Annotated in this window: 22 protein-coding genes; 10 read left to right on the top strand and 12 right to left on the bottom strand. The window is 63.1% G+C overall.

Translation table 11 applies throughout. The features are described from left to right. Positions 1-39 precede the first annotated feature (39 nt). Genes P6U25_RS23025 through P6U25_RS23045 form a run of 5 tightly spaced genes read right to left on the bottom strand, consistent with a single transcriptional unit; the run spans position 40 to position 4993 of the window. Positions 40-879, bottom strand: a complete 840-nt coding sequence (locus tag P6U25_RS23025; RefSeq protein WP_407147057.1) for an endonuclease/exonuclease/phosphatase family protein — start codon at positions 877-879, stop codon at positions 40-42. After that, on the bottom strand, positions 879-1688 hold the full coding sequence (locus P6U25_RS23030) for a carbohydrate ABC transporter permease (RefSeq protein WP_407147058.1): 810 nt from the start codon (positions 1686-1688) through the stop codon (positions 879-881). Before P6U25_RS23030 ends, P6U25_RS23025 begins: the two co-directional genes overlap by 1 nt. Next, positions 1685-2605 carry a carbohydrate ABC transporter permease gene (locus P6U25_RS23035; protein WP_407147059.1) on the bottom strand — a complete coding sequence of 307 codons (921 nt, stop codon included), beginning with the start codon at positions 2603-2605 and terminating at the stop codon, positions 1685-1687. The genes P6U25_RS23030 and P6U25_RS23035 overlap by 4 nt, the downstream gene beginning before the upstream one ends. Positions 2606-2650: 45 nt before the next feature. After that, entirely contained in the window at positions 2651-3925 is a 1275-nt protein-coding gene (locus P6U25_RS23040; RefSeq protein ID WP_407147060.1) for an ABC transporter substrate-binding protein, read from the bottom strand. A 42-nt stretch (positions 3926-3967) separates the two neighbouring features. Beyond that, positions 3968-4993 carry an ABC transporter ATP-binding protein gene (locus P6U25_RS23045; protein WP_407152585.1) on the bottom strand — a complete coding sequence of 342 codons (1026 nt, stop codon included), beginning with the start codon at positions 4991-4993 and terminating at the stop codon, positions 3968-3970. A gap of 252 nt (positions 4994-5245) precedes the next feature. Between P6U25_RS23045 and P6U25_RS23050 the strand changes: the two genes are divergently transcribed. Both P6U25_RS23050 and P6U25_RS23055 read left to right on the top strand, forming a co-directional pair. Beyond that, a complete protein-coding gene (locus P6U25_RS23050; protein WP_407147061.1) occupies positions 5246-6031 on the top strand; it encodes a DeoR/GlpR family DNA-binding transcription regulator in 786 nt (261 codons plus the stop codon). A 303-nt stretch (positions 6032-6334) separates the two neighbouring features. Further along, positions 6335-7957 (top strand): AMP-binding protein, encoded by a 1623-nt coding sequence (locus P6U25_RS23055; RefSeq protein ID WP_407147062.1) that lies wholly within the window; start codon positions 6335-6337, stop codon positions 7955-7957. Between the two features lie 17 nt (positions 7958-7974). Here P6U25_RS23055 and P6U25_RS23060 read toward each other — a convergent pair whose 3' ends face one another. From P6U25_RS23060 to P6U25_RS23090, 7 genes are all read right to left on the bottom strand, one after another. Next, positions 7975-9126 carry an ABC transporter substrate-binding protein gene (locus tag P6U25_RS23060; RefSeq protein ID WP_407147063.1) on the bottom strand — a complete coding sequence of 384 codons (1152 nt, stop codon included), beginning with the start codon at positions 9124-9126 and terminating at the stop codon, positions 7975-7977. 27 nt (positions 9127-9153) lie between these two features. Then, positions 9154-9942 (bottom strand): cyclase family protein, encoded by a 789-nt coding sequence (locus P6U25_RS23065; RefSeq protein WP_407147064.1) that lies wholly within the window; start codon positions 9940-9942, stop codon positions 9154-9156. 27 nt (positions 9943-9969) lie between these two features. After that, positions 9970-11211: an SDR family NAD(P)-dependent oxidoreductase gene (locus P6U25_RS23070; RefSeq protein WP_407147065.1), complete on the bottom strand. Its 1242-nt coding sequence runs from the start codon at positions 11209-11211 to the stop codon at positions 9970-9972. Continuing rightward, on the bottom strand, positions 11208-12386 hold the full coding sequence (locus P6U25_RS23075; protein WP_407147066.1) for a thiolase family protein: 1179 nt from the start codon (positions 12384-12386) through the stop codon (positions 11208-11210). Before P6U25_RS23075 ends, P6U25_RS23070 begins: the two co-directional genes overlap by 4 nt. A gap of 30 nt (positions 12387-12416) precedes the next feature. After that, positions 12417-12845, bottom strand: coding sequence for an organic hydroperoxide resistance protein (locus P6U25_RS23080; protein WP_407147067.1), 429 nt, complete (start codon positions 12843-12845; stop codon positions 12417-12419). A 13-nt stretch (positions 12846-12858) separates the two neighbouring features. Further along, complete coding sequence (locus P6U25_RS23085) at positions 12859-13662, bottom strand: aspartate/glutamate racemase family protein (protein ID WP_407147068.1); 804 nt, start codon at positions 13660-13662, stop codon at positions 12859-12861. 476 nt (positions 13663-14138) lie between these two features. Further along, positions 14139-14963 (bottom strand): alpha/beta fold hydrolase, encoded by an 825-nt coding sequence (locus tag P6U25_RS23090; protein ID WP_407147069.1) that lies wholly within the window; start codon positions 14961-14963, stop codon positions 14139-14141. Positions 14964-15097: 134 nt separating this feature from the next. Between P6U25_RS23090 and P6U25_RS23095 the strand changes: the two genes are divergently transcribed. The 8 genes from P6U25_RS23095 to P6U25_RS23130 all read left to right on the top strand — a co-directional run bounded on the left by P6U25_RS23095 (position 15098) and on the right by P6U25_RS23130 (position 23488). Continuing rightward, positions 15098-16246: an ABC transporter substrate-binding protein gene (locus tag P6U25_RS23095; protein WP_407147070.1), complete on the top strand. Its 1149-nt coding sequence runs from the start codon at positions 15098-15100 to the stop codon at positions 16244-16246. 31 nt (positions 16247-16277) lie between these two features. Then, on the top strand, positions 16278-17321 hold the full coding sequence (locus P6U25_RS23100; RefSeq protein ID WP_407147071.1) for a branched-chain amino acid ABC transporter permease: 1044 nt from the start codon (positions 16278-16280) through the stop codon (positions 17319-17321). Further along, positions 17318-19087: an ABC transporter permease subunit gene (locus P6U25_RS23105; RefSeq protein ID WP_407147072.1), complete on the top strand. Its 1770-nt coding sequence runs from the start codon at positions 17318-17320 to the stop codon at positions 19085-19087. Before P6U25_RS23100 ends, P6U25_RS23105 begins: the two co-directional genes overlap by 4 nt. Then, on the top strand, positions 19084-19797 hold the full coding sequence (locus tag P6U25_RS23110) for an ABC transporter ATP-binding protein (protein WP_407147073.1): 714 nt from the start codon (positions 19084-19086) through the stop codon (positions 19795-19797). The genes P6U25_RS23105 and P6U25_RS23110 overlap by 4 nt, the downstream gene beginning before the upstream one ends. Before the next feature lie 361 nt (positions 19798-20158). Next, the gene (locus tag P6U25_RS23115; protein ID WP_407147074.1) at positions 20159-21115 is read left to right on the top strand and encodes an AraC family transcriptional regulator; all 957 of its coding nucleotides are present in this window, start codon (positions 20159-20161) and stop codon (positions 21113-21115) included. 125 nt (positions 21116-21240) lie between these two features. Continuing rightward, the gene (locus P6U25_RS23120; RefSeq protein WP_407147075.1) at positions 21241-21918 is read left to right on the top strand and encodes a nitroreductase family protein; all 678 of its coding nucleotides are present in this window, start codon (positions 21241-21243) and stop codon (positions 21916-21918) included. A gap of 35 nt (positions 21919-21953) precedes the next feature. Further along, positions 21954-22499 (top strand): carboxymuconolactone decarboxylase family protein, encoded by a 546-nt coding sequence (locus P6U25_RS23125; protein ID WP_407147076.1) that lies wholly within the window; start codon positions 21954-21956, stop codon positions 22497-22499. A gap of 71 nt (positions 22500-22570) precedes the next feature. Then, positions 22571-23488 carry an NADP-dependent oxidoreductase gene (locus P6U25_RS23130; RefSeq protein WP_407147077.1) on the top strand — a complete coding sequence of 306 codons (918 nt, stop codon included), beginning with the start codon at positions 22571-22573 and terminating at the stop codon, positions 23486-23488. Positions 23489-23724 lie beyond the last annotated feature (236 nt).

Genomic DNA, 23724 nt, shown 5'->3' on the forward strand with positions numbered 1-23724 from the left:
TCGGAGCAACCCGGACCGTCAGTTCGAGTCCAAACACTCTCAATCCGCGAGTTCAATGAACACCGGTTGATGATCGGAGGCACTGGTCTCGCCATTGACATCGATGTGATTGATACGGCCAATCAGATCTTCCGTCACGAAAATGAAGTCGCGACAATCGGGTCCATTCGTCCATTGGACGTGATCATATAGTCCGCAGGTCGGTGACCGCTGACAATCGGGACGACCAGCCGTCCAGGCATCGCGATAGTTGAGGCCTGGACGACTCGACCGGTGTATCAAGGCGTGCTGCGGATCGGTGACATCGAAGTTGAAATCGCCGCACATCAGGCTCGATGCCGCAACGGTCTGGCTTTCATAGGGTTCGTCTGGCGGCGCTGTGGGCGCCTTTGGGCTGGTCGATGCGTCCTGCTGCAAGTCCAATAGTCGCGTAATCTGCGCTTCTCGCTGAGCGGCCGAATAATACTCGAGATGAGTATTGACGACGCGCAGCGTGCCAAAGGAAGCCTGAACCGTCACGTCCAGGGCATGGCGGCGCATGCTGCGCACAGCGCCCGCTTCAGGCCAAGGCAGAAGATGATTGGTGATCTGCACGACCGGCAGGCGCGACAGGGTCATGTTGCCGAACTGATGCAGCCGGCCGGCTTGATCGACGGTCTCGATCGCCGGTCGGAACACGGGCATGTAGCCGGGCAGCAGCGCCGCAAGTTGCGCGCTCTGATCGCCTCCCCCGTCGTGTCTGGAAAAGTTCGAGCTGACCTCCTGGAAGCAGAAGACGTCAGCATCTGATACCTGCTTGGCGGTCGCGACAATCCTCGCAAGATCGGTCACGCCATCGCAGCCCTTGCCACATTGAATGTTCCAGGTGAGGAGACGCATCAACGAATACCTGCGCGCATGAACGACTGGACAAACTGTCGCTGGAAGAGAAGGAATGCAATCAGCAGCGGCGCCATGGTCATCACGGTTGCCGCCGTGATGACCGACCAGTCCACCCCCGTCTCTGGCGCGCCGAACACCGCGAGGCCAACTGTCAATGGCCGCGCCTCGACCGAGTTGGTGACAATCAGCGGCCACAGAAAATTGTTCCAGTGATAGCTCACCGAGACGAGCCCGAACGCCACATAGGTCGGGCGCGCCAGCGGGACGTAGACCCGCCAGAGAATCCCCAATGGCCCCGCTCCCTCGACCCGAGCGGCTTCGACGAGTTCCTGCGGGACGCTCTTGAAAGTTTGCCGCAACAGGAAAATGCCGAAGGCGCTGGCGAGATAAGGCACCGCAATCGCGGGGATCGTGTCCAGCAGGCCCAACTTCGCGATCATGCGGTAGTTTTCGACGATCAGCACGTCAGGCATGATCATCAACTGGAGCAAAACGAGCGCAAACGCGATGCCGCTGCCCTTGAATTTGAAGCGCGCGAAAGCATAGGCGGCTAGCGTCGACAGGATCAGTTGCCCGATCAGGATCAGGCTCACCAGCACAATTGTGTTGAGGTAGTAGCGGGCGAACGGCGCTTGCTTCCAGGCCCGGGCGAAATTCTCCAGCGTCCACGGCGCGGACAGGCTGAACGATGTTGCGTAAGCGGCCGGATGCACCGCGCTCCAGAACGCATAGGCCAATGGCGCGAGCCAGATCAAGGCCAGGAACCAGGCGGCGGCCGCCTCGACGGGATGGGTCCGGCCTCTCATTGATAGTGGATCCTACGGTCGAGATAGCCGAACTTGATCAGCGCAACGGCGCTCAGCAGCACCAGGAGCACCACCGTCAGCGTTGCCGCGTACGAAGAGTCCTGGAAGGTGAAGGCGACCTCATAGATATAATAGAGCAGCAGCGTACTCGCATTGTTCGGGCCGCCCTTGGTCATGATGACGAGGTGATCCACCAGCTTGAACGAGTTGATGACGGCGTTGATCGCCACGAACAGCGTGGTCGGCATCAGCAAGGGGAATGTGATCCGCCGGAACGTGTACCATCGGCTCGCCCCCTCGATCGCCGCGGCCTCGTCGAGGTCCGGCGAGAGTTGCTGAAGGGCCGCCAGGTAGAAGATCATGAAGAAACCGGCTTCCTTCCAGATCACCATCACGATCAGGCACCCCATGACCGTCGAAGGATCGCCCAACCAGTTCCAGCCGGCGAGACCGAACAGCCCGCGCAACTGGTCGAGCAGCCCGTAGTCCGGCGTGTAGAAGAACAGCCAGATGTTGGCGACCGCGATCATCGGCAGCACCGTCGGCGTGAAATAGGCCAGGCGCAGGAAGCCGCGGCCGCGCATGTTGCGATTGACCCAAATCGCCATCACCAGTGCAAGCGCGATCGACGTCGGAATCGTGCCGAGCGCGAACCAGAAATTGTTGACCAGTGCTTTCCAGAAGATCGGATCGGCCGCCATGGCCTGGTAGCTGTCGAGGCCGACGAAAACCTCGGTGCCGTTCCGGCGCGTGACGAACAGCGAATGCCGGATCGTCGCCAGGATCGGGTAATGGGTGAACGCGATCAGGAGGACCGCCGCCGGCAACAGCAGCAGCCAGGCATTCGCTGCATTCCACCACGCCCGCGATCCAGCGCGGTGTCGGGAGATCGGCGATGAAGCGGCGTAGTCGGACATCCGTCAATGGTGGGATGGCAGCGAGCCGCCACCCCACCATTTCCCTTACTTGTAGGCGCGCAGCACGCGGTCGGACTGCTGCTGCGCGGCAGCCAGCGCCTCCTGCGGCTTCTGCGTGCCGGTGACCGCGGCCTGCACGGCATCATTGACGAACTTGTAGATGCGGCCGTTCTCGTGGACGGAGAGCTCCGGAACCGCATGCTCGAGTTGATCGCGCGCGACGACAGCCTGCGGAAAGCCCTTCGCATATTCCTGCATCGCGCTGGTTTGGTAGGCAGCCGGCGATACGGCGACGTAGCCCGTCTTCATGCTCCATTCCGCCGCACGCTCCGGTGCCGTCATCCACTGGATGAACTTGACGGCTGCCTTCTGCTGCTCGGGGGACGCGCTCTTGAAGAGGTAGAAGTTGCCGCCACCGGTCGGCGAACCCCGCCGTTCCTTGGCGGGCAGCATGGCGACGCCGAAGGGAAACTTTGCGGCATCCTTGACGGCAGTCAGGTTGCCGGTGGTGTGCCACATCATCGCCGTCTTGCCTTCGACGAAGTCTGTGCGCAGCGTCGCCCAGTCGATGCTGCCCGCCGGCATCACATTGTGCTTGCGCGACAGCTCGACCCAGTAGTCGAGCGCGGCGACCGTCTTCGGCGCGGTCAGATGGACCTCGTTACCGGGATCGTTCATCATCTTCTGGCCGTTCTCGATGGCCAGCGCCTGCAACATCCAGTAGCCATAGCCGGTCGACGGAATTTCGACGCCCCAGCGCGTGGTGTTTCCGGAGCCGTCCTTCTTGATCAGCTTCTTGGACATCTCGACCATCTCGTCCCAGGACGCCGGCGCTTTCTCGGGATCAAGGCCCGCCTCCTTGAAGGCCTCCTTATTCCAGTACAGCACAATCGTCGACCGCTGGAACGGAATGCTCCAGGTCTTGCCGTCGATCTGCCCGTTCGCCATGAACGCCGGATAGAACTCCTTGAACCACGCCTTGTCGCTGACGAGCCCGTCGATCGGAACGATGGCGTTTTCGTCCATCAGCGTGAAGACATCGGTGGATAGCAGCACCGACAGTTGCGGTGGCTGCCCGCCCTTCATGGCCGTCATCGCCTTGGTCATCGTATCGGTGTAGTTGCCGGCGTAGACGGCCGTGACCTTGATGTCCGGATTGTCCTTCTCGAACCGCGCGACCATGTCGTCGATGATCTTCGTAACGGGACCGCCGACGGCAACCGGATAATACATCGTCAAATCCACCGCGGCTGCAGGATGGGCGCCCATGGACAGCGCAGCGAGTGCGGCCGCCATCAATATCGTTCGTCGCGCAAACATCTTTTAGTCTCCCTCATTGAAGCGATTTCGCCGACCCGAAAATCACCGCGATTGGCCCGACGCCGTGAGTTGCCCCTCTTTGAAGGTGGTCACCAATCGCCGTTCCGAGGCCGGATCGAACCGATGCTCGTCGCCAGGCTCCCAGGCAATCCAGACGTCCTCGCCTGGCTGCACGCTGCTGAAACCGTCGAGCCGAACCGCGACCGGCTGACCGTCGATCTCGCACAAGACGATGCTGTCGGCGCCGAGATGCTCGACGGCCTTGACGCGTGCAGTGCGATCGCCATCCGGCACGATGCGGATGTGCTCAGGCCGGATACCGATGAGATGATCACCCTGACGCAGCAGATTCATCGGCGGCGTGCCGATGAACCGTGCCGTGAACGCCGTTGCTGGACGGTTATAAAGCTCCTCCGGTGAGCCGTTCTGCTCGATCCGGCCGTCACGCATCAGCACGACGCGATCAGCCATCGTCATGGCCTCCGTCTGGTCGTGAGTCACGTACACCATGGTCATTCCAAGACGCTGTTGCAGCGCGCGGATCTCGGTGCGCATCTCGTGACGCAGCTTGGCATCCAGATTTGAAAGCGGCTCATCCATGAGGCAGACCCGCGCTTCCGCGATGATCGCTCGTCCCAGCGCCACACGCTGGCGCTGACCGCCGGACAACTGAGACGGCTTGCGTTCAAGCAGGTGCGAGAGGCCAACAATGTCGGCGACGCGCCGGAGCCGCTTGTCTCTCTCGGCGCGCGACACGCGCCGCACGCGGAGGCCGAAAACAATATTCTCGGCCACACTCAAATGCGGAAACAATGCGTAGGACTGGAAGACCATGGAAATCTTCCGTTGCGCCGGGGTGAGATGGGTCACGTCGATGCCACCGATGGCAATTGTGCCGGCATCGGCCTCCTCAAGCCCCGCGATCAAGCGAAGTGTCGTCGACTTGCCGCAACCCGAGGGACCGAGCAGCACCAGCAAACAGCCTTCATCCGCCGTCAGACTGACATCGTCGACCGCGCGCATCGCCCCCCAAGACTTGGAGACGTGACTCAGCGTAATCGCTGACATGCCCTGTTTGCTCTTGGCTGCGGGCATCGGTGCGGGGTGCAGGCGTCACGTGCGCTCACTGTGTCCTGCCCCGGCGGAGCAGCCGAAGGCCGGCCACCAGAAGCAGACCGATCCATATCGTTCCTCCCAGACCGCGCACCATTCATCGGCGCAGTGCGTATAATGTTCATATGAACATAATGTGACGCCATATGAAACAGAAAATTGCGCACCAAACGTTCAAATGATACTTTGGTTGCAACGGATAACCCAATGCTCAAGATCGCCGTCTCACGTCAGGCCCACATACTGGAGATCGTGCGCGAGGAAGGCTTCGCCTCGATCGAGCACCTTGCGACGCGCTTTGACGTGACGCAGCAGACTATTCGCCGTGTCGTGAATGCGCTCTGCGATCAAGGACTGCTCCGCCGAATCCACGGCGGCGTGAGCCTCCCGGTCCAGAACCAGAACCTTGCCTATGGCAGCCGACAGGGATTGAACGCCGACGCCAAACGGCGCATCGCGCATGCGACCGCGAAGTTCATTCCCGACGGCGCCTCGCTCATGATCGGGCTCGGCACGACGCCCGAATACGTCGCGCAGGCGCTATCGCGTCGTCACGATCTGCGCGTGATCACCAACAATCTGAACGTCGCCGCCGCGTTCGCACATAATCCGGACGTAGAGATCACGATCGCCGGCGGGACGCTCCGCCCGCTTGACCGCGACATCGTCGGCGAGGCTGCCGCGCGCTTTTTCGCGGGCTTTCGAGCCGACTACGGAATCTTCGGGGTTGGCGGCGTCGACCAGGATGGCACGCTGCTCGATTTTCACCTCGGCGAAGTTCAGGCGCGGCAATCCATCGTCGCGAATTCGCGCACAGCCGTCCTCGTCGCCGACACCACCAAGTTTGGCCGCAACGCGAGCGTGCGAGGTGGCCATCTCGACGAGTGCCATCACCTCTTCACCGATGGTCCGCTGCCGACAGCCTTTGCGCCGATCAGCGCAAAGTACACCGACCGCATTCACGCAAGCAGCGACACCGCTCTGGCTCGGTGAGTTGACGGCCGAAGCAATCCTTGCGGACGGCTCTTTCGAGACAGCTCGACAGACGACCCGGGAGAATCTGCCGACGGAAAGCGTCCAGACCGACCGATCCGCACATTGCCCGGCCGCACCGCCGTCGCCTGTCTGCACGCGCACCGTCACTGCTTCACCGCCGGTTTGCCAGTTCGCTATTGGCCATCGAGATAGTTTAGGCTTAAAGTATTCACCCAAAGCCATCGTCGCAGCACGGGCTGCGTGCGAAGGGCCCCGCCCGCTGCGGCGGACCCGAAGGCGTCAAAAGGAGCCAGGGCCGCAATGAGCCGCGACATCCGCTATCGATCGCCAGCCGATGCTTTCGCGGCCACAGCCGCAAGGCTGCCGGACGCGCCGTTCCTGATTGCGCCGGCAAGCGCGGGGCTGCCCTACGCGCCAGATGGGTTCAGGATCAAATACGGGAATTTCAAGACCGACGTCGATCGCCTGCGCGCGGAATATGCGGCCGCCGGCTATGGACGCGGCGCCCGGGTTGCCCTGCTGCTTGAAAATCGTCCGGTCTTCTTCTTGCACTGGCTGGCGCTCAATGCGCTCGGAGTTTCGATCGTTCCGATCAATCCCGACGTCCGCGCCGAGGAGCTGTCCTTCCAACTCGAGTTGTCGCAGGCCGACCTGCTGGTGGCGACGTCTGATCGCATCCATGTGACCCGGGATGCGGCACTCGGACGTGCCCGCCTGATCGATACTGACAGCCGCATTCCCGCGTGCGAAAGCGACGTTACCGGCCAAGACCCAAGTTTCGAAAGCGAATGCGCGCTGCTGTTCACCTCCGGCAGCACCGGCAAGCCCAAGGGGTGCATGCTCTCGAACCGCTATTTCCTGCAGGTTGCCGACTGGTATCTCGCACAAGGTGGCGTCGCTGCGTTACGGCCGGACCGCGAAATCAACCTGACGCCTTTGCCGATGTTCCACATGAACGCGCTTGGCTGCAGTGCCGTCGGGATGATGGTGCTTGGCGGCGCCGTGGTGCCGCTCGACCGCTTTCACGCCAACCGCTGGTGGCAGTGCGTGGCCGATAGCGGCGCAACTGTCGTGCATTGCCTCGGAGTCATTCCGGCCATTCTGCTGCAACTTTCAGTGACCGAGGTCGAGCGACAGCACAGCGTGCGCTTCGCGTTTGCACCGGGCGTCGACGTCCGCCACCGCGCCACCTTCGAGGAGCGCTACCGCATCCCGATCGTCGAGGCCTGGGCGATGACCGAGACCGGAGGCGCCGCAGCCACCACCACCGCACGGGAGCCCGCCGGCTTCGGCGCGCGCTGCGTCGGCCGGCCATCCGACGGCATGGAGTATCGCCTCGTCGACGATCAGGGCGCCGACGTCGCACCTGGCAAACCCGGCGAATTGCTGGTGCGCGCCAAAGGCGATGCCCCGCGAGCTGGCTTCTTCAGCGGCTACCTGAAGGATGAAGAGGCCACCGAAGCGGCCTGGGACGGCGGCTGGTTCCATACCGGAGATCTTGTATACGCCGACGAAGACGGCCTGATGTATTTCTTCGACCGCAAGAAGACCATCGTGCGGCGCAGCGGTGAGAATATCGGCGTGCTCGAGGTCGAAAGCGCGCTTTACATGGATGCTCGCATCGGCGGCTGCGCGGTCACCCCTGTTCCGGACGACATCCGCGGCGAAGAGGTTTTTGCCTTCATCGTGCCGAACACAAAGGTCGACGACGACGACGCACTCGCGACATCGATCGTCAAGGTCTGCGCGGAGCGCCTCGCCTATCACAAGGTGCCGGGCTACGTCGCAATCGTCGACGAACTGCCCTTGTCATCGACGCGCAAGCTTGCCCGCGGTGAGATCAAGACGCTGGCGGCTGCCGCCGTCGCGTCCAACCGCGCGATCGACATGCGGGCCCTCAAGGCGAAGTTGCGTCATAGCTGAGCTGCGGGCCGCAACCATTACGGCAGCAGCTTGTACTTGCCGTTCTCGATCTGAACCAGAATCCGTGCGCGGTCGTCGACGCCATGACGGTCGGCCGGCGTATAGGTGTAAATGCCGTGCGTACCCACCACGTCCTTGGTCGTGAACAGCGCCTCGCGCAGCGCGTTGCGGAAGGCTGGCGTGCCGGGCGCCGCACCCGTCGCCTTGGCGCGCCTGGCGGCATCCATGAACACCAGCCAGCCGTCAAAAGCATAAGGGGAAAAGGCATCGGCCGGCGCCTCGCCATTGGCCTTCTCATAGGCTGAACGGAACGCAAGCGCGACCTTGCGGATTGGATTGCTCTCGGGAAGTTGCTCGGCGGCCGTCACCGGCCCGGTCGGGCAGATGATGCCCTCCGCCGATTTGCCGGCGAGCCGCAGGAAATCGGCGCTGATCATGCCGTGATTGCCATAGAGCGGCCCCTTGTAGCCGCGCTCGGACAGCGCGATCACGGGCAGCGCGCCGGGCGTCCCGGTGCCGCCAAGCATTATCGCATCGGGGCGCGCAGAGATCGCCCGCAGCACCTGCGCGGTGACCGAAGTGTCGGAGCGCGCATAACGTTCGTTCGCGATCACCTTGATCCCGACCTTCTCGGCGCCTTGCACCAAGGACGTGTACATCAGATCGCCGAAAGCATCGGAGAAGCCGATGAACGCCACGGTCTTCACGCCACGGCCCTTCATGTGATCGACGATGCCTTTAACCAAAAGCGGCGTCGGCTGCGGCGTTTGCACCACCCATGGCCCGCCCTCGCCGGCCGGCACCGGCGCGATCGGCGAAATTGCGACCATCGGCACCTTCATTTCGACCGCGGCCGTGGCCATCGCCAGCGTCTGCGGCGCGCCTGATGTCCCGATCAGGAAGTCGACCTTTTCCTGCTCCACGAGCTTGCGCGCGTCGCGCGTCGACGCGGCCGGATCCGATCCGTCATCGAGCTGGATGACGCGGACCTTCTCACCATCGACCTCGCCGACATACGCCTGGCCCGCAGCCAGCCCTTTGGCATTCGGCACGCCGATCGAAGACACCGGCCCGCTCAGCCCGGTCACGAATCCCACAAGGATTTCAGCGCGTGCCGGCGTCACGAGGCCCAGCAAGAGTGTGGCGCCGACAACGAACGTCTTGTTCATGATTTCACTCGATGCGAACGGAGAACTCTAACCCTGCGGTGCGGGCACCAGCGCGAGCACGCGCAGCGGGCTGCCGGAACCGTTCTGGATTTTGAGCGGCGCGGCCACGACCACTGCGCCGGTTGGCGGGAGCTGATCGAGATTGCACAGGCATTGCAGCCCATAGCGTCCACCACCGTGCAGGAAGTGGTGCGCCGGATACGGCGGATCGAGATGACCGGCTTGGCCGGCATCGGTCCCGATCGTCTCCGTACCCAGCCCGATGATGCCGCGCTCCTCGACGAGCCAGCGCATGACGGCAACATCCGGTCCGGGCGTGTGCGCACCGTCGTCCCTTAGATTGGCGTAGTCGCGCCAACCCTTCTTCGACCAGTCGGTGCGCAAGAGCACCCAATGGCGTTCCGGGATCCGTCCGTGGTTTTTCTCCCAGGCCTCGACGACCGGTATGGTCAGCAGGAAGTCCGGATCCTGCGCAGCTTGCGCCGAGCAATCAATCACGCAGGCCGGCGCAATCATGTCGCGCACCGGCAGCGTGTCGACCGAATTGTTCGGCAGATCCTTGCCGGTAAACCAATGGATCGGCGCGTCGAAATGCGTGCCGGTGTGCTCGCCGAAGCTGAGGTTGTTCCAGTACCAGGCGGGGCCGGCCGCGTCGTATTGCGAAATCCGCTGGATGCGCACGGGCGCGGCCTGGCCAAATTCCGGCGGCAGCACGATGACCGGGAAATCCGGACTGAGCGTGAAGGTCAGATCGACAACCCGCACTGCGCCGGATGCCACCGCCCCGGCAAATTGCATCAGACTGCTGCTGTCCATTGCGCTTCTCCCGTTTCGACACGCTGGTTATGTCCCTAGCTCGCGTTCGACCGCCTTGGGATTGGCCGCAAGACGCTGGCGAATGTCCTCGGCAACGTCGCCCACGAACACGTCCTCAAGTCCGCGCCTCAGCGCCGACACGATTGAGGTCGCGACCACGCGAGGCGCGACCTTCGGCGGCGGCACTGTCTGGAACCACTCGATGTCGAGCGGGCCCGTAAGCACATTCACCACCTTGACGCCGCCGGGCCGAAGCTCCGCGCGCAGGCAGTGCGACAGCGACAGACAGGCGGCTTGCGAGGCCGAATATGCGCCGAACACCGGCCAGTTCGCCAGCGCATAGACCGAGAGGATATTGACCCAGGCGGCAGCACTGTTAATGCCATCGGCGCCCCGCATCCGCATCGCCGGACCGAACGCCTTCGCCAGATGCACGAAGCCGAGATAGGCCTGGTCGATCTCGTCGCGCACGACGCTGGTCCCCCGGCGGTCGAGCAACCCGCCGGAGCGGACATGCTCGGCGGTGTTCACGAGGATATCGACTTTGCCGCCGATATCCGCCGCCAGATCGGCGACAGACTTTTCGTCGCCGACGTCGAGCGGCACAATCTCGACGCCGTCAAGCGCGCGCAAGGCTTCCTCGCCGCGGAACGGCTTCCACGGCTCGGCGACGCCGACGAACACAATCGACGCGCCGGCGTTCTTCAGTGCGGTCACCACCTCCTGACCGACGATGCTCCGTCCGTTCGTCACCAGGACGCGTCGAAGCTTCGGATCGGCCGTCATCTCACGCCACTGCTTGTCGTCCGTCATGTTGGGGGTCTCACGTTCGGGGTGCGCGAAGGCCACGGCCTGCCCGCTCTTGTCGAGTTGAAGCGACATCACGACCGGCCGCCCCTCCTCGCAATTGGCATGGAGATGCGTCACCAGCGTGGGTCCGCAGTCCATCGCAACCAGCCCAATGCGCCACGGCGCGCGCTCGCGGAAATGCACGTCGGCCGGAACATGCAGCGTGGTTTCGCTCAGCAGCGTTCCGCGGCGCGGCGCATCTGCAAAAACGAGATCGGCCGACAGGCACGCAGGGCAGGCATCGCGCGCCGGATAGCAAAAGCTCGCGCAGGCGCTGCAACGCTGCAGCATGAAGCGCCCCTCGGCAGCGGCGTGTGTGAGGCCGTGCGACGTACGGCTTCGTGCGCCCGGCGGCGACGTCGGCAGCCGCGTCCGCGCAAGGGGATTCTTCCGACGCGGCTTTGCGATCGGGTCGATCATGAGCTTGGTCCCGCGAGGATCGCCGCGCCCGAGGCGAGGCCGCGATCATAGTTGATCATTCCGAAGCCCGACGCCAGGCCGATGCGGGCATCCTTGACTTGTGTCGAACCCGCGAGCCCGAGAACCTGGCGCAACGCCTCGACCAGCCCGAGATAGGCGCCCCCCGCACCGGCCTGCCCGACCGACAATTGACCGCCGGAGGTGTTATGCGGGAACGAGCCGTCGATCGTGAGGTCATGCTGCCGCACGAAATCGGGCCCTTCACCCTTGCGGCAGAAGCCAAGGTCCTCGAACTGCATCATCGAGATCACGGGGTAGTCGTCATAGGTCTCGACGAAATCGAGATCGTCCGGCTTGACGCCGGCCATCGCATAGAGCTCGTCGACGTCCATCGCCCAGCCGCCGCGAACCTGAACGGGATCCTCGCTGAAGGCGTTGTGGCGCTCGATCGTGGCCAGGATTTTTGCGGACGGCAAATTCAGCGACGCGGCAACATCTTCCCCCATCACCAGGAAAGCCTCCGCGCCGGCGCACGGCATCACGCAATCGAACAGATGGATCGGATCGGCAATGGGGCGCGCCGACATGTACTGCTCGATGGTCAGCGGCGTTTTCATCAAAGCGTGCGGATTGCGAAGCGCGTTGCTGCGCTGGGCGACGGCGATCTTGCCGAAATCCTCACGCCGGGCACCGTACGTGCGCATGTAGTTGCGCGCGATCAGCGCAAAGCTGGCGTTGGCGCCGCCGGCGCCATAGGGATAGACCGCGTCCTGGTTGAAACGCGAGAAGTTTTCGAGTGTGAAACGGAACGAATCGACGTGGTTGGTGTCGCCGGCCACGCAGGCGACGATGCGGGCATCGCCCGCCTGCACCGCCCGTGCGGCGCGACGCAGCGCGGCAATCGCGCTCGCACCGCCGAGCGGAATGGTATCGACCCAGCGCACGCACAGCCCGAAATGCTGGGTCAGCCCGATCCCGCTGTCGAGCCCCGCCGTGAAGCTTGAAACGCAGAACCCGTCGAGATCGCGCGGTGTGATCCCGGCACCCTCGACCAGCGATTTCAGCGCACGGCCGATCCACCACTGCGCGCTTTCAATCGAGTAGCGCACATATGGGATCGTCACCGGAACCGCCATCACAACCCGGTCATAAGGTGTTCGGATGGAGCGCTGCATGAGACTGCCGGTTCCCTACCGCAAGGCCGCTCAGAGCACGGTCAATTTGACGTCGACATTGCCGCGCGTTGCGTTCGAATAGGGACAGCGTTCGTGCGCGCCGGCAACGATTTCCTCGGCGACGGATTTCTCTACACCGGGGAGCAGCACCTTGAGCTCGACCGTGAGCGCGTAGCCGACCGCGACCGGTCCCATGCCGACCTTGGCGGTGACGGTGGGCTCTGCCGATGGCGCGATCTTGCGCGTGCGCGCAACGAGGTTCACCGCACCGAGAAAACAGGCTGCATAGCCTGCGGCAAAAAGTTGCTCTGGATTGGTTCCTGGCCCGCCCGGGCCACCCAGGGATTTCGGCAGCGACAGCGACACCGACAGACGCCCGTCGTCGCTCGCGGCCTTGCCGTCGCGTCCGCCGGTTGCAGTGACTTCGGCCTCATAGAGAATCCTGGCGGGCGACAGCATGCTTGTCCTCAGGTTATCCGGGTTCGTTGCTCTGCGTGCGGCTCACGAGTGCGCGAAAATCCTGGCGGGCACGGTCATTGGCCAGCGCGAAGCTCGGCCCGCGGCTCGGTTCGGTGCCGTTGAGGCGCTGCAATTGCACCCACATCTCGGCGCTCTTCAGCGCGACCGCCGCGCAATTGACCACAGGCGCATGACCAACCTTGAAACCATACTCGCTCGCAATCAGAAGCCCCGGCAGGACGCCGGCCGGTATGACGACGTCGGCACCGCGATCGACCAGCGGCTGCGCGCAGACCGCAAAATCGCTCAGCATGCGTGCCCTTGCCGTAACATCGCCCGCGAACGCGGCACTAAAATCCTCCGGCCGGCAGCCCATGCCGGTGACGTGCACCACCCGGCCGCTCAGGCCATAGCGATCGGCCTGTTCGTAATGCCAAACTTCGAAAGCTGAATCGAGCGTAACCAAGCCAAGGCGCCGTCCGAGCTGGGAGGCGGCCAGCAGTGTGGCCTCGCCAGCGCCGACCACGGGAATCGTCAGCGCCGAGCGCAGTTCATACAATCCCGGATCCTGGAAGTGGCCCATGACATAAGCGTCAAAGCCGCGCTCTTGCGCCGCAAGCCCATTGTCGACCGCCTGAATCGCGCAGCGAAATTCGCTCAAGCGGCCAAAGTCGCGATCGGCGGGCGTGATGCCCTCGACGTGCACGGTGACACCAGGCGCGGCAATCTCGTTCAGATAAGTCGCAAGTCGCGCCATGTAGGGCGCGCTCGTTGTCCGGTCGACGAAGCTCTGCCAGAAGATGCGCACAGCGGACATCCTGTTCACGGGCGGACGGTGCCGGTCCTCGAACTGCCGACGTCTGAGAGACCGACAACACGCACAAGCATGTCGTTGCCAGCGCCATGGCGATGACGCCCTCGACCAAAATATTTCAATCACAAAATAATTTTGGCGTCAATTCAACGGCGCGCCCGCACGCTCTGGATGCGACGAGGATGGACTGCCGGGAGGACAGGCAGATCGCGCCCTCGTAGTTTGCACAAGCGAATTCAGCGTCCCGTGAGCACGTTCGCCGCGACAAACTTTTCCGCAGGGCACCAAGCGGGCATATTGACGTTCGGCCGAAAGATACTTTAGGCTTTAAACAATTGACGGGGACCGGCGCTCCGCACGCGCGCGTCGCGTTGATGGTTGCGTCGATCAAGGGTTCCTCCAACGTGGCTGAGATCATCGACCTCCGAACGACGTGGGCAGCCGGCGGGTTCGCATTCGCCACGGCCGATGCTTGCATGTCAGCGTTCGGCGATGTGCGCGATCACGAAGTCGCGCACGAGGCCGGCAAAAGCCTCCGGCATCTGATCGGGAAGCGGCACCATGCCTCCTGAGAGTTCGCGTAGGATGCTGCCGCCGATAGCTCCAGCGACCTTAGGGGCCACGGGATGAGCGTGCGGATCGCCTGTCGGAGCAATAACCAACGTGGGGCACCGGATGTGTCCCAGACGGTCTTCCATCCGATAGCGATTCACCACTCGGTGGCCCTCCGCCGCCATCTCACCCGCCCTAAGGGCGTCGATCATGAAGCGCCGCAGCAAGTCCGTATCCCCAGCCGGATAGAATGGCTGCCGCCGCGCCCAGAGCTCCGCGAGATGGACGCCGTCGGTACGCGTCTCGACATCATCAATAACCCGCATGCCGGCGTGCTTGGCGCGGCGCGCTGCATCGACAAAGGGACAGGCCGAGAGCACCAGCGCGCGTACCCGCGTGGTTGCCGCAGCGGCCACTTCCACGGCGATCGCCGCGCCGGTGTGATGGCCGACGATCGCAGCATATGGCTCGTCCAGCGCGTCGAGCAGTCCAAGCGCAGACTGCGCCCACAATTCGATCGAAGGCACACCGGCCGGCCGGTCGGAATCGCCGAAGCCAGGCGTGTCCATCGCGATCACGCGGAAATCGCGGCCGAGCAGCGGCAGCACATCGCGATACTCATCCCACGACCGCGGCGTCTGATGCAGGAGCAGGACAGGAAATCCCGCTCCCGCGATCGCCACATGGATGCGGCCATGCCGTGTCGAAACGAAGCGGCGTTCGACGCGGGAACCGGCTCCGGTGGCGCTCATTTCACAACTCCTGTCGGCACGCGAGGACCAGCCAATCCAGGATATCAATCGCGGCATCGATCACGCTGGTCCGATCTCGATCCATGCTGACATCTCGCTCAGGTCACCGCTATTTGCAACCAAGGGGGAATGCAATGCGCAACATATTGGGTTTGACTGTTTTCGTCGGCGGCCTTCTCGCAGCCTCGGTCGCACAGGCCGACATTACGGTCGGCTTCGTGACATCGCTGAGCGGACCCGGCGCCTCGCTTGGCATCCCCTACGGGCGCGGCATCCAGGCCGCGCTCGAGTACAAGGGCGAAGTCAATGGCGAGAAGATCAAGTTGATCCAGCTTGATGACGGCTCCGATCCCTCCGCCGCCACTCGCGCCGCGCGCAAGCTGATCGAGGAAGAGAAGGTCGATCTGCTGATCGGCACCGCGACCACTCCGTCGACCATCGCGATGACGGCCGTCGCGACCGAGTTGAAGGTGCCGATGATCGCCGTCTCCCCGCTTGCCGGGCAGCCCGATCCGGCCGATCAATGGGGCGTCTCCGTTCCGCAGCCCGCCTCATTGCTGGTCAAGGTCGTCGCCGATCGCATGAAGCGCGATGGGATGAAGAATATCGGCTATATCGGCTTCTCCGATGCCTGGGGCGATCTCGTCTACAGCGGCGCCAAGGCCGCCGAAGCTGCAGATGGCCTCAAGGTGCTGACCAACGAGCGCTATGCACGCGTCGACACCTCGGTGACGGGCCAAATCCTCAAGGTGCTTGCCGCACGTCCGGATGCCGTGCTGATCGGCGGATCGGGCACGCAGGGTGCGCTGCCGCTGCTGGCGCTTAGCGAGCGTGGCTTCAAGGGCAAGACCTACGGCACCGTCGCACTGGTCAATCCGGATTTCGTACGCGTCGGCGGCAAGGCGGTTGAAGGAATCCAGGTCTCCGCAGGTCCGGTCATCGTGGCCGAGCAGCTTCCGGACAGCCATTTCGCCAAGAAGCTCGCGCTTGAATTCCGCGCGGCCTACCAGAAGGCCAACAATATGCCGACGACGGACGGCTTCTCGGCCTATTCCTTTGACGGTTGGAGGATTTTCACCTCCGCCGCGGAGCGCGCCCTGAAGACCGCGAAACCCGGCACCGTCGAATTCCGCAAAGCCCTGCGCGACGAGATTCTCAACACCAAGGAACTCGCCGGCGTGCACGCTGTCTACAATTTCAAGCCTGGCGCCTATCACGGCGTCGACGAGCGCGCGCTGGTGATCGTGCGCTTGAGCAATGGCGCTTGGACCTACGCGCCCTGAGCCAAGGACAGCAAGAAGATCGGCTGAGACCATGACGGCAGACATCGCAGCGATCCTTGCGATCGACGGAATAGCGACCGGGGCAGTCTACGCCCTGGTGGCGATCGGTACCGTGCTGATCTTCACCGTCACGCGGGTGATTTTCATTCCGTTCGGCGACATTACGGCCTTCACCGCCCTGACGCTGGCGGCGCTCGACGCGAGGCAGCTTCCCGGGACGGTCGGGCTGGTCGTCGTGCTGGCCTGCCTGGCTTGCGTCATGGAGATCACCTCGCTGGCGCGCGCCGGCGAGCTTCGCGCGGTGCCGAAGGCCGTGCTCGGCTATCTCGCACTTCCCTTGCTCGCGGTCGGCATCGTCTGGCTGGGCATGCGCTTCAATCCGCCGATGCCAGTCAGGATCGTGCTGGCTCTGATATTGATCATGCCGGTCGCGCCCTTGCTCGACCGGATCGTGTTTCGCCCGATCGCGGACGCCTCCGTGCTCCTGTTGCTCACGGTCTCTGTCGCGCTCCATTTCGCACTGGTCGGACTGGGGTTGCTGTTCTTCGGCCCCGAAGGCGTCAGGACCGAGCCACTGACCTCGCTGGCGATCGAGATCGCCGGCGTTAATGTGTCCGGACAGACGATGCTGATCCTGACGGCTGCCCTCGTGTTCAGCGGCCTGCTCCTTCTGTTCTTCGACTTCACCCTCATCGGCAAGGCGTTGCGCGCGACCGCCTTCAATCGGACCGGCGCACGACTGATGGGAATCAGGCCGGCCCGCGCCGGGACCATCGCCTATCTCTTGGGATCGCTGATGGCGGGTGTGTCCGGCATCCTGATCGCGCCGGTCAACACGATCTTCTACGATTCCGGCTTCCTGATCGGCCTGAAGGCCTTCGTCGGCGCCATCATCGGCGGCATGACCAGCTATCCGGGAGCTGCACTCGGCGCGTTCGGCGTCGGTCTTCTCGAAAGCTTCGCCTCATTCCAGAGCAGCACCTTGAAGGACGTCATCGTCTTCTCGCTGCTGATCCCTGTCCTGCTCTGGCGCTCGCTCGCCTCGCAGCATTCCGAAGAGGAAGTCGAGGAATGACCCCGACGCAGATTCGCCTCATCATTGCCGCGGTGATCGCCTGCCTCCTCGCCGCTCCGCTGGTGCTGAATCCGTTCAGCATCACATTGATGAACTACATTGGCATTTACTCACTCGCGGCCATCGGGCTTGCGTTGCTAACCGGCGTCGGCGGCATCGTGTCGTTCGGTCAGGCTGCTTTCGTCGGGATCGCAGCCTATTCGACGGCGTGGGTTACCGCGCTGAACGGCTATTCGCCCTGGCTCGGACTGGTCTTGGCCGTCCTCCTGACCTGCAGCGTCGCGGCGATCCTCGGCTTCGTGACGTTGCGCCTGCAGGGACACTTCCTGTCGTTGAGCACCGTCGCCTGGGGACTGGCGATCGCCTTCCTGTTCGGCAACATCGAGGGGCTCGGTGAGCATAACGGCATCTCGGGCATTCCGCCGATCTCGATCGGCCCGTTCGTCCTGGTCGAGAGCTGGCAGATCTATTTCCTGATCTGGGCCATCGTCGGGGCGGTTCTGCTCGTCTGCTACAACCTGCTGGACTCGCGCATCGGGCGCGCGATGCGTGCGCTGCGCGGCGGCAATACGCTGGTCGAAAGCCTCGGCATCAACGCGTTCCAGATCAAGCTGGTGACGTTCGTCATTGCTGCGTTCCTCGGCGCGCTGTCCGGGTGGCTCTACGCCCATCTCGGCCGCTTCGTCAGCCCAGGACCATTCGACGCCAGCATGGGCATCGAATATCTGATGATGGCGATGGTCGGTGGCGCAGGCAGCGTCTTGGGCGGCGTGGTGGGGGCTGCGATCGTCACGCTGCTCAAAAATTCTGTGCAGGACTACCTTCCGTTGATCGCGAAGGGCGCCTCGGGCCAGTTGGAGATCGTCGCCTTCTCGGCCTTGTTCATCCTGTTTCTGCAACGGGCGCGACAGGGCATCGTGCCGCTCGTCGCCGGCTTCCTGCCGGACCTTAAATTGTCTCGTCCGGACACCGCCACTCCCCTTCCGCGCCGTGAACAACCCGCACCAAGCTCGCTCCTGCTCAAGGTCAGCGGCGCGCAACGGCGATTTGGCGGCCTGGTCGCCGTCAACAATGTCAGCTTCGAGGTGAGGTCCGGCGAGATCCTCGGCTTGATCGGGCCGAACGGCGCCGGCAAGACCACGATGTTCAACCTGCTCACCGGCGCCCTTCGCACCAACCAAGGCGAGATCAAGTTCGCCGGCCGGTCGATTACCCGTGACCAGCAATTCCGCATCGCCCGCTCCGGGATCTCGCGCACGTTCCAGCATGTCAAATTGCGCCCGCGCATGACGCTGCTCGACAACGTCCTGCTCGGCACCTATTCACGCACCAGGACTGGTCTGCTCGCCGGCGCCTTTCGCCTGAACCAGGCCGAGGAAGCGAGTGCGCGCTACGAAGCCTTGCAGCAGCTCGAACGGGTCGGGCTCGGCGAGAAGCCGTTCGAGCTCGCCGGCAACCTGCCGCTTGGCAGTCAGCGCGTGCTCGAAATCGCCCGCGCCCTTGCCGCGGATCCGACGCTGCTCGTGCTCGACGAGCCGGCGGCCGGGCTGCGTCGCCAGGAGAAGCTCAAGCTCGCCGAACTGCTGCGGTCATTGCGCGCGGACCACCTCACCATCCTGCTCGTCGAGCACGACATGGAGTTCGTGATGTCGCTGGTCGACCGCATCGTCGTGCTCGATTTCGGCTCCAAGCTCTGCGAGGGCGGCCCGGCGGCGATCCGCAGCGACGCTCGCGTGCAAGAGGCCTATCTCGGAGGCGTCGCGTGACGCAGATGCTCTCGATCGAGAACGTGTCTGTCGCCTATGGCAAGGTGGAGGCGGTGCGGAACGTCTCACTGTCCGTCCAGCAGGGACAGATCGTGACCGTGATCGGCCCCAACGGCGCCGGCAAGACCACGCTGCTCATGGCGGCGATCGGCCTGTTGCGATCGACCGGACGAATGATCTTTCAGGGGACCGATCTGGCGAAAATCGACGTCGAGGGCCGCGTCGAGCGCGGCCTCTGCCTCGTGCCCGAGAAGCGCGAGCTGTTCGCCGACATGACGGTCGCCGACAATCTCCTGCTCGGCACCTACAGCCTGCGCGATCGCTCGGCGACGCGGAGATGCCTCGATGACGTCTTCGATCGCTTTCCGCGGCTCAAGGAGCGCAGCAAGCAGGCCGCCGGCACATTGTCGGGCGGAGAGCGGCAAATGCTTGCGCTCGGCCGCGCGCTGATGGCAAAACCGAAGCTGCTCGTGCTCGACGAACCGAGCCTTGGGCTTGCACCGCTGATCGTCCGCGAAATCTTCCGCACCATTGCCTCGCTGCGAAGCCTTGGCGTATCGGTTCTGCTCGTCGAGCAGAACGCGCGGGCTGCACTCGAGACCGCGGACTACGGCTATGTGCTGGAAACTGGCGAGATCATCCAGTCGGGACCTGCCGACACCCTGATCCACGATCCAAAACTGATCGCGGCCTATCTCGGCGGGCATTAGAGAGCGGGACTAAAAACTGCGAAAACAACCCCATGCAAAGTAGAAATGGGGCCTCGCAGTCATCCGACCTACTAAATCTGGGACGCGTACGCCATCAATCTTCATCAATGTCCGGTTCGCCCCGATCCCGACCGCCTTGTGCGATCGCAACAAATGCCGCGATGGGTCAACAGCCGACGTCCGGGCGACCAAGGGGGCCGCGTCCGGAATGAGGCGCCCAGGCGCAACAAGCAGCGCTGCGATCCGCAATGAGCGTTCTGGCCTTCGTTCCCGCGATCTATGAGGACGGAACGCCAAGCCTTTCGCCGAAGGCCTCGCCAACTTGATATGCTGCTTCGGCGCTTCACTTCCTCGAGGTCTTATGTCTCAAGTCGACTGGTTGAGTCATCTCCTGCAAATCATCACGGTTACCGGCCAACTCGAGGTCCGCTGCGCCTACGGCGCACCGTGGCGTGTTATCTGGCCCCGGGCGGCGGCGAACGAGATCCCGTACCATGTCATCGTCAAGGGCCGGGCCATTTTCGAGGACCCTGATTCGAGAACGGTGCAGGAGCTTGGGAACGGGGATATCGTGCTGCTCCCTCACGGTTCGGCGCATATGCTGCACGACGGCAGCGGCGAAACGCCAGTCAGCACGCACGAAAGCACGGGCTCCGCAGGATGGATGTTGAGCGAGAACGATGGACGCGGTGAGCAACTAGATCTGCTGTGCGGACGGTTTTTCGTCGTGCCACCCCATGATCGACTCATCCGCAACTACCTGCCAACAAATCTGGTCGTGCGGGCTTTGGAAAATCATAGAGAAGAGGACATCGCGTCGGCATCGAGTCAACTTTCCGGACTGGTCGGGCTGATGCGAATGGAGTCCGCTGGTGACCGAGCGGGAGGACGCGCCATTCTCAACGCGCTTTCTTCGGTCTTATTCACTCTAGTTCTACGCGCCGCAAGCGAAGCCGGAAAATCCACTGAAGGCTTGTTGGCCCTTGCTGGCAATCCGAGGTTGGCACCGGCCATTGCCGCGATGTTCGCTGATCCGGCGCAACCTTGGAAGCTTCCCGATCTGGCCGATTTATGCGGCATGTCACGGGCGACATTCATGCGCCAGTTTCAGGACAAGTTAGGTCGCTCCGCCCTCGACCTGTTGACCGATCTTCGCATGAGTATGGCCGCCAACGAGCTTAAGAGGCCAAGGATCAGCACGGAAGCTGTGGCTGAGACGGTCGGGTATCAATCCGTTTCGGCATTCCGGCGGGTATTTGCGGAGAGGATGGGGATGACGCCGGGGGAATGGCGCCGACAGGCACACAACGGCGAGTAGTCCAGAGGGGATCCATACCGACGCAAATGATCCTTTTGCGCATCATTTTGAGCAGATAGAGGCTCGAAATTATCAACGCCGTCCGTAAGTTGGGCTCCGTAATCATTTGATGAGGGAGTCACCCAATGAACTACACCGCTACAACAGCCGATCCCGAAACCTTTAGTTCGCTCGCGGGGCCGCTGCCGACAAACGCCGTGATCGAAACCATTCTGAGCCGCAGTGCTGCCAAGTACTATGACTCGACCGCTACCTTAAGCGATGACCAGATCCGCGACCTGGTGCGGATCGGGACTTCGGCGCCGACATCCTTCCATCTGCAGAACTGGCGCTTCATCGCCGTGCGCTCACCGCAAGCAAAGGCACGGCTGCTTCCGATCGCCTGGAATCAGCCCGCAATCACCGAAGCAGCCGTGACCTTCATCATCATCGGCCAGTTGGCCGATGCCAGCACCGTCCCTGAGCGCCTGGCGCCAGTCGTGGAAGCCGGAATCATGCCGGCACATTTGGTGCCGGAATGGGAAGGGCCTGCGCGCGGTCTGTACGACAATCAACCGCAGCGCCAGCGCGACGAGGCCGTACGCTCCGCGACCTTCGGTGCCGCAGCTATCATCTATGCAGCCCGCTCGCTAGGCCTGGGGTCGACACCGATGATCGGTTTCGATGCAGAGGCCGTGCACAAAGAGTTCGGCCTGGCCGAAGACGAAGTCCCGGTCATGCTGCTGACCGTCGGGCCGGAGCGGCCCGGCAACTGGCCGCAGAAGCCGCGCCTGCCCGTGGCCGATGTGCTGCACTTCGCATAATCAACCTTGAAGTCAATCATTGCAGGAGAAATGTCATGGCGAGAGCTGCTGCTCTGAAGCCGGACCATGTGCCGGCCGATTCGAAACCAACCCTCGATACGTTCACCAAGAACATCGGGTTTACTCCAAACATGATGGCGACCTTCGCGCAAAGCCCGATCGCGTTCAACGCATGGGCCGCTCTGCTCGGCTCGTTGAGCAAGGCGCTCGACGTCAAGACGCGTGACAGCATCGGCCTCGCGGTCTCCGAAGTGAACGGCTGCGACTACTGCCTGACGGTGCACAGCTTCACGGCGGAGCATATGGCAAAGCTGCCGGCCGAGGACATCATCCTCGCCCGAAAGGGTCACGCCAGGGACCCGAAGCGGGATGCCGCCGTGCAGTTTGCACGCAAGATCATCGAGAGCCGTGGCCATGTCACGGACGCCGATCTGCAAGCCGTCCGCGATGCGGGCTACATGGATGCGAACATCATGGAGATCGTCGCGCTTGTGGCCATGTATTCGCTGACGAACTTCTTCAACAACGTGTTCAGTCCCGACAAGGACTTCCCCGCGGTGGCACCGGCCGGCTCGATCTGAGCACGGTGCTCTCGGTTCGCAGACCGGGAAGCTCGGAATCTGAAACGACATCACACATGCAGGAGGCGAAGATGAAAGCGATTATTGTGACGGACCAGGCTGCCGGATTTGCCGGGATGAAGTTGGTGGAACGGCCCGAACCTCAACCAGCGATCAACGACGTTATCGTAGAAGTTCACGCATCTGGATTCGTTCCGACGGAATTGGAGTGGCCCTCAACGTGGACCGATCGTCGCGATCGGGACAGAACTCCGTCGATCCCTGGGCACGAATTGGCCGGCATAGTCACGGCTCTTGGCTACGGCACGACGGGACTGTCGGTGGGACAGCGCGTATTCGGCCTTGCCGACTGGTATCGCGATGGCACGCTCGCTGAATACGTTGCCATTGAGGCGCGCAATCTCGCGCCGTTGCCGGGTGACGTCGATTTCAAGGTGGGCGCAAGCCTGCCGATCTCGGGCTTAACCGCGTGGCAGGGGCTTTTCCAGCACGGCCGTCTTCAGGCAGGCCAGAGCGTGCTTGCGCATGGTGCGGCGGGCGCGGTCGGTTCTATGGTGGTTCAACTCGCACGAGAGGCTGGTGCCTATGTCATCGGAACAGGACGCGCAGCCGACCGGCAGAAAGCGCTCGACTTCGGCGCGAATGAATTCGTCGACCTGGAAAACGACGCGCTCAAGGATGTCGGCAGCGTCGATCTTGCATTCGACGTCATCGGCGGCGACATCCAGAAGCAGTCTGCAGCCCTTGTTAGAGCCGGAGGGACGCTGGTGACTGTCGTCGGCCCGGCGCAGGCTCGGCCGCTGGACGGTTTGGCCATCGACTTCGTTGTGGAGGCCGATCGTCGTCAGTTGAGTGAGATCGCCCAGAGGGTGCGAGACGGAAGACTGCGCACAAACATCGGAAAGGTCTCCTCCCTCGACGATGCTGTTGCCACCTTCAACTCGGGCCAGCGAGTCCAGGGCAAGACGATTATTCATGTCCGCTCGTAAGGGCTTGGCAGGACGAACGGTTCAGCTCTGCCCAGCAAGTCATCGTTCCGCTTCTGGATCGTGGCGAGTGCCTTGGCACACCTCCACGCGGAGGGGAATCGCATTTGGGAGAAGGGCGCCTGCGGCCATCCTTCGAGACGCCCGCCTTTGGCGGGCTCCTCAGGATGAGGTCTCGTTTTGCGGCACAATAGTAGACCCTCATGGTGAGGAGCGCCGCTTGCGGCGCGTCTCGAACC

It is taken from the genome of Bradyrhizobium sp. ORS 86, assembly GCF_045571475.1.
Lineage (GTDB): Bacteria > Pseudomonadota > Alphaproteobacteria > Rhizobiales > Xanthobacteraceae > Bradyrhizobium.

Coding starts and splice junctions, on each gene's coding strand:
- P6U25_RS23120 (WP_407147075.1), top strand. CDS start 21,241: ATGAACTACACCGCTACAACAGCCGATCCCGAAACCTTTAGTTCGCTC.
- P6U25_RS23090 (WP_407147069.1), bottom strand. CDS start 14,963: ATGAGCGCCACCGGAGCCGGTTCCCGCGTCGAACGCCGCTTCGTTTCG.
- P6U25_RS23105 (WP_407147072.1), top strand. CDS start 17,318: ATGACCCCGACGCAGATTCGCCTCATCATTGCCGCGGTGATCGCCTGC.
- P6U25_RS23095 (WP_407147070.1), top strand. CDS start 15,098: ATGCGCAACATATTGGGTTTGACTGTTTTCGTCGGCGGCCTTCTCGCA.
- P6U25_RS23075 (WP_407147066.1), bottom strand. CDS start 12,386: ATGCAGCGCTCCATCCGAACACCTTATGACCGGGTTGTGATGGCGGTT.
- P6U25_RS23085 (WP_407147068.1), bottom strand. CDS start 13,662: ATGTCCGCTGTGCGCATCTTCTGGCAGAGCTTCGTCGACCGGACAACG.
- P6U25_RS23055 (WP_407147062.1), top strand. CDS start 6,335: ATGAGCCGCGACATCCGCTATCGATCGCCAGCCGATGCTTTCGCGGCC.
- P6U25_RS23080 (WP_407147067.1), bottom strand. CDS start 12,845: ATGCTGTCGCCCGCCAGGATTCTCTATGAGGCCGAAGTCACTGCAACC.
- P6U25_RS23070 (WP_407147065.1), bottom strand. CDS start 11,211: ATGATCGACCCGATCGCAAAGCCGCGTCGGAAGAATCCCCTTGCGCGG.
- P6U25_RS23115 (WP_407147074.1), top strand. CDS start 20,159: ATGTCTCAAGTCGACTGGTTGAGTCATCTCCTGCAAATCATCACGGTT.
- P6U25_RS23050 (WP_407147061.1), top strand. CDS start 5,246: ATGCTCAAGATCGCCGTCTCACGTCAGGCCCACATACTGGAGATCGTG.
- P6U25_RS23045 (WP_407152585.1), bottom strand. CDS start 4,993: ATGTCAGCGATTACGCTGAGTCACGTCTCCAAGTCTTGGGGGGCGATG.
- P6U25_RS23035 (WP_407147059.1), bottom strand. CDS start 2,605: ATGTCCGACTACGCCGCTTCATCGCCGATCTCCCGACACCGCGCTGGA.
- P6U25_RS23130 (WP_407147077.1), top strand. CDS start 22,571: ATGAAAGCGATTATTGTGACGGACCAGGCTGCCGGATTTGCCGGGATG.
- P6U25_RS23125 (WP_407147076.1), top strand. CDS start 21,954: ATGGCGAGAGCTGCTGCTCTGAAGCCGGACCATGTGCCGGCCGATTCG.
- P6U25_RS23025 (WP_407147057.1), bottom strand. CDS start 879: ATGCGTCTCCTCACCTGGAACATTCAATGTGGCAAGGGCTGCGATGGC.
- P6U25_RS23060 (WP_407147063.1), bottom strand. CDS start 9,126: ATGAACAAGACGTTCGTTGTCGGCGCCACACTCTTGCTGGGCCTCGTG.
- P6U25_RS23040 (WP_407147060.1), bottom strand. CDS start 3,925: ATGTTTGCGCGACGAACGATATTGATGGCGGCCGCACTCGCTGCGCTG.
- P6U25_RS23100 (WP_407147071.1), top strand. CDS start 16,278: ATGACGGCAGACATCGCAGCGATCCTTGCGATCGACGGAATAGCGACC.
- P6U25_RS23030 (WP_407147058.1), bottom strand. CDS start 1,688: ATGAGAGGCCGGACCCATCCCGTCGAGGCGGCCGCCGCCTGGTTCCTG.
- P6U25_RS23065 (WP_407147064.1), bottom strand. CDS start 9,942: ATGGACAGCAGCAGTCTGATGCAATTTGCCGGGGCGGTGGCATCCGGC.